The following is a 5419-nucleotide window of genomic DNA, read 5'->3' as shown; positions in this document are numbered from 1 at the left end:
TTCTCGGTAAAAGAGCCCCTGTGCCAAATTTCAAACATGCGGGATTTTCTCTGCCGGTAGCCAAAAGGCGTCGCGTCGATACCTTGAATGTTATGGGGCAGGAGCTAGGTTTCGTTTTCGTGTAGAAACTAGGGGCCGAGCTATGACGTGCGTGATATATTGTCGTGCCGGTGGGGTTGCAATTGCACAGCCCTAAGCAATGATGCATGTTCGATATATTATTTGGTAGCAAGGTCAGCATCCAAATTGCGTAACAGTGGATGTTAGTAGCGTTTTCATAAACCGTTCTTTTTGATTGTTGGATCGAAGCATTGGATAAATTTTTTATAAGCTTAGAACGCACCCCGGAGCGCAAAGAGCGGTTTCTCGCTGTAAACGCCCATATAGGAAACTTTATCCACGCACCCGGGATTGATGGCTCACTGATGGACATCGCCTCCATGAAAGAGCTGGGCCTCATCCACGCGAATTGCAATTTCACGCGAGGAGCTTTGGGGTCTGGGCTTACTCATGTGGCGCTTTGGGGATCGGTGGCAAAAAGTGGTCGAGCGGCGCATATTTTCGAAGATGACGCGTTTCTCTGTAAAAACTTCGAAGAGGAAAGCGCTAGAATAATATTGGGTCTTGGCGATGATTGGGATATCATACTCTGGGGCAATAATCCGGACACAACGTTGAAATTTACAGCTCTTCCTGGAATTACGCCTTGTACCGTGACCTTGTCTCAACCTGCGGTGCGGGAAAACATCTTGCGGTTTGCAAAGAGCGAGATCAAATCATTACCTTTCCGCCTCGATCACACATTCGGGATCTGCGGGTATGCCGTATCTCCCAAAGGGGCCAACCGCCTGCTCGAGACTTGTCTACCTCTACGGGGAGAGATTATTAAATACGACTCTCTTGGCGGAAAAGAGCTTTTATCATCTTCAGTTGATCATCTGATGAATCTTTTTTACCGCTCCTTGCAAGCCTACACTAGCTTTCCTCCCCTATGCCTAACGGATAATCGGGCGGAGCACTCACTCAATAGATAATGATTTCCTATAGGATAATTTTCATTTTAGATATCTCAGGATATAGAAAAATAAATAGATCGCTCTATAAATTTTCTCCTTTATACTAAGTTTCATTGACAAAAGGTCTACCGGTTTGGGGCAAGAGCAGATTTACTTCCTTCTTGTGGAATAACGGGCGGAGAGTACAGCTATGGCACGAGGCGATCTGACGTATGGGGAATGGGCGATGATTGGCCCGCTCCTTCCTTCTGAGCGTGGTTGTTAGGCCCTTCCAGCGACAGGTGGTCTGAAACGATTAGGGTTTTGCTCACTTCATAATGAGATGAACTTCGTATGTTTGATGAGCTGGTGGAGTTCGGTAGAACAATAGATTTTTCGAGCTTATCCCCGGACTCATTCAAGCGCGCTCTCGTTTCCGCGCTATTTGCAATAATGCGCGCGCTGATATGGGTTTCTAGATGCGATAGCAGAGCCTCCATGTCGATAAATGGAGAGAGGTGTGCCTAAACCATATAAGGCAAGCCATGCTTACAGACGCTTTTTTCGGGTAAAGATTCTCGGATTCGAATTTTCGGCGGAGCATACAGTTGTAATCATACGCGTAGATGTCGATCTGGAATTTTCACTTTTTGGAATCAATACCAAGTTCAAGGATAACGATCTCAGATCCGGACTATCTTTCCATTATTCCGGTACATAGAAACCCTCTTTAAAAAATTTCTTTATTGTATTCTATCAATTTTTTGCTTTATTGCCTATAGAAAGAGTACGCACACCATAGACCTCATAATGAATTAATGATTGTCACCACGTTTTTTCTTACTTGAAGCAATGAGAGAGTGACTTGCGAAGGTGGCGAGGGCGTTTTGTTATTCAGCGAGAAGCATTACAGCGCTTGGGTCGCTACAGGCAGTTCGGTTGGCCCGAAGTCATGTGACTAAACCGACTGTTTGAGACGTTCATATGGTTAATTAGTATCTTTTCTGCGCCGTTCCCTGAAGTAGTAAAACCTTTGACACTCACGTATTAGAGGTCTCGAAAGCAACTTGGGGTCGAGCGACGGATTTGTAAAGCTTGCCGTAAATCTCGGTTTGAGTTGCAGTTCGATTCGATAGTCATGTCAACCAACGGTGAGGCCACTGTCGCTGAGGCTTGCCTCGCGCGTGAGGCGAGACGTCGTCCGCAGACAGTGGGCTGTTCTACCTTTGGCAACCCGTCATCAACCGATGAAGCGCACCCTTGTTAAACAATACGTTTATGCAGGTGGAAAATTGAGAACAGGCTCATTGGCATCAATTGGTGGAATCTTTCTGAGCCTGATATCGCCTAGCGGGAACCAGAATTTACAAGGAGGTTAATCTTGCTCTCGACCTCGCTGTTTTCTTTGAAAAAATTTGATGCATATACAGTATGAGAAAAGACATCTTGAGACAAAAGTCGGTAAAAAATTTTGATGAGGTCCCCCAATATCTTGACGTTATGCTCTTCAATCTGTTTGTCGACGCCGTGTTTAACAAGTCTGATAAGCAGTGGTCGAACATGTCTGTCTGCATAGATACATAGGAAAGTTCCGTTTCGCTTCTTCCCTCCTTGAAGAAGACCGGACAAAATACGTCGTCGATTTTTGAGATTGTTTTGAGCATTGGGTGGTCAGCAAAATTAGCTATCTCTAAAATATGGTTTTTGTAGCTCTCAAATTCGTTTTCTACGATGAAATGATACCGGCATTTTTGTTCTGTATAACCTTTCATATATTCCTGATTTTGAGGCATTTTATGTATCAAAAAACGTCGATACTATCAACGCTGAGATATTGGGTAAAATTTTCTAATGACCACCCGCTTCCGCATAGATCGACGATGAGACTATCTTTATTTATTATTGTATTACTATACTCTATATAGTCGGCATCATGAAGGCACTTCGAGTATCGACTTGTATAGTAATATACACATTCGAACTCATTGGGGTAGAGAGTCTCAAACAGCTTCTTCCAGTTGAAACAGTCTCGTGCAGAAAACACAAGACGTCGCTTCCCTAAATGATGGGCGGACCTCCTGAGGATCGCGCTTGCAAAAACGAGAATTGGAAAGCTTAAAAGTAATTGTGTTTCCTGTACTTTTCTCCTGATGACATCCTCGTGCCATGTTCCCAAACGTATAGCCCTGAGGAGAGAACCAAAATTCTCAAATTGCACATCGTAAAGTATTTTCTCAATGGGATGAACTGCCCACCTGTTGGTTAACTCGTAATCGATATCGAATTGTGCGGGACTGCGCCCGTCAGCATGCGGATTATCTCCAAGATGCGAGGAGATCGCAAAATTTTTAAGTACTTTCGGCCAGATAGTTCCTCTATGCTTCCCGTAATTGGAGACGATAAGGCGCACTGTTTCTTAAAGCCCGCCGCGTCCAATAGCGATCTGACAACCTCTTCTGTATGGTACATGTCAGATATGAGAATATCTCCATCTTTTACTTTTGAGATATTTTCTTTTATAGGTATTATGTTTTCTATTTCTAAAGTTATTTCTTGATTTTTTAATTTTTTTGTTTCATCTTCATTTATGTTAAGAATTTCGGCAACATTGCAGTAAATGTCGTCGAAATTATAGGGGTTCCCGAGTAAGGTTTGTTCGGCTTGTATTCTCGTTACTGCAAAATTAGCGATACCGAGTCTCTCCTCCATGATTTTAAAGATATTTGTAGGTAAAACGCATCTCCGTGCCACTAGTGTATCGAACACGTCGAAGGTATTAATATTTGCTTTAAAATTCATCGTCGAAAATCCGTGTCCAAATCATTGCAACTGCTCATTAGGTTCCCCAGTTAGGTGGGGGGTGATATCGCTTGATGATATTATCGCTACCATTTCTAAGCCAGAAGATATTAAGATTTTCAACAGGCTTTTAACCTAAGTGTTCGCGATGTGCGTCATCTGCTGAAGCTTCAGTAGCCTGGATCAAAACATTCGGCCTTACAAGGGCGCTTCGAGAAGGTAGATATGATTCTTATATGGCGGTCAGTGGAACGAGACCGCGAATAAAAAAAGGATGGAAAAACATACTAGAAGGTCTTAACGCGTTAAGACTACAGAGTGGAAAGAATTGAGGGGTAGTAGGCTCAAGTGAAGGTCGAACTTGGGCAATGTTACGTCTCTAGGCTCGACACCCCGGCAATACTCGAAGTGGGTTGACTGTGTGACGATTCTGATTTCGTGCGCTTGCTCGAAGATAACCCCGGTCCAGAGGTAGGTTGAGGCGTCAGAGACGAGGTTGATGTGGGAGCGCACGGCTTTTTCATGTCGCGGTGGGCTGCCTCTGGTTTTCAAGCTTGTTGAACATCTCTTCAGCGTAGTCGTGAAGCTTAAAGGCATGCCGGTCATGGTTAAAAGGGGCTTCGTCTGCCTCATCAGGCCAGGATTACAAGGTGAGCGCCGATGGATGAAATGTCGGCCTGGGCCTGGTCATCGCCATAGCCTCGGTTCTGCTAAAAGTTTGTTGAGACGACTGTCTATGGCTCGAAGTAGCGGGTCGAACCCCTGCTAGTCGTGAGCCTATGCCAGCGTTGGAATGATGGAGAGCGGGAGGCCGCGCCCAACGTAGCATGCACGAAGTTCAAAGGCAGACCCCGCGCTGATGATAGTCGCGTGTTGAGTGCTATCGTCTTTTTCGGTCGGGACGGACTGCGTTGGCGTCATGCCCCGCGGAAAACGGTCCATATAGGACGCTCTTCAACTGTAAGAAGTGCTGGGAAGTAATGGGGATCTTCGTCCTTGTGATGGACGGACTAGGCTACCGGAAAGGCAGAGCCTCAGACGATTCTGATGATGTGAATTAATTTGTAGGCATACCGCACGCTTTGAGCCTGCGACTGGAGGAAGGGATCGAGCGCAACTGACCGGTCGGGTAAAAAGGGCGGCATGAACAAGAAGCTGCACGCGAACGCTGAGTAGAACGGACGACCGCTGAGCTTTTCATGACTCCGGAACAGACCATTGATTAAACTGGTCCGCGGCTCTGTTGGATGGCCTTCCAGCTGCACGATGGATGTTGGGATACCAGGGTTATGACGCCGTCTGGTTCAAGGTAGCCCCGAGAGAGGAGAGGTATAAAGCCCAGCACTACAAAACAGAGATTCCGTGCAACGACTGTCAAATATGACAGTCGGAAATGCAAACGCCGCAACCGCATTGAGATTATGCTCGGAAGGCTTAAGGACTGGCGGCGAGTCTTCAGATGCTACGACAGATGTTCAAATGACTTCTTCCAGGCATCTATCATTATGTTTTGGGCATAAATCCCGAGCCTAAGGCGGAAAAGTATTCCGAACGGTGGTGATCGTTAGTCGCTCGACAGGAACGATGGCTAAAGAACCGCTTTTGACCGCGCCTCGATCGCATCT

2 protein-coding genes and 1 pseudogene are annotated in these 5419 nt (G+C 45.8%); 2 read left to right on the top strand and 1 reads right to left on the bottom strand.

Annotation, left to right across the window (positions count from 1 at the left end; translation table 11 throughout):
• Window positions 1-311 precede the first annotated feature (311 nt).
• On the top strand, window positions 312-1034 hold the full coding sequence (locus JCM15831_RS15025) for a glycosyltransferase family 25 protein (protein WP_025824877.1): 723 nt from the start codon (window positions 312-314) through the stop codon (window positions 1032-1034).
• A gap of 2223 nt (window positions 1035-3257) precedes the next feature.
• Here the strand turns inward: JCM15831_RS15025 and JCM15831_RS15015 are convergent.
• On the bottom strand, window positions 3258-3794 hold the full coding sequence (locus JCM15831_RS15015) for a hypothetical protein (protein WP_025824875.1): 537 nt from the start codon (window positions 3792-3794) through the stop codon (window positions 3258-3260).
• 834 nt (window positions 3795-4628) lie between these two features.
• On the opposite strand from JCM15831_RS15015, the pseudogene JCM15831_RS24130 reads away from it, so the two are divergent.
• A pseudogene (locus JCM15831_RS24130) lies at window positions 4629-5314 on the top strand (IS5 family transposase); the annotation flags it as partial.
• Window positions 5315-5419: the final 105 nt, after the last annotated feature.

The organism is Asaia astilbis JCM 15831, assembly GCF_000613845.1.
Taxonomy (GTDB): Bacteria; Pseudomonadota; Alphaproteobacteria; order Acetobacterales; family Acetobacteraceae; genus Asaia; species Asaia astilbis.
This window is presented reverse-complemented; position numbering and strand designations above follow the sequence as displayed.

What these genes read in the sequence shown, in the direction of transcription:
- JCM15831_RS15015 (WP_025824875.1), bottom strand. Translation starts at nt 3,794, where the DNA reads ATGAATTTTAAAGCAAATATTAATACCTTCGACGTGTTCGATACACTA.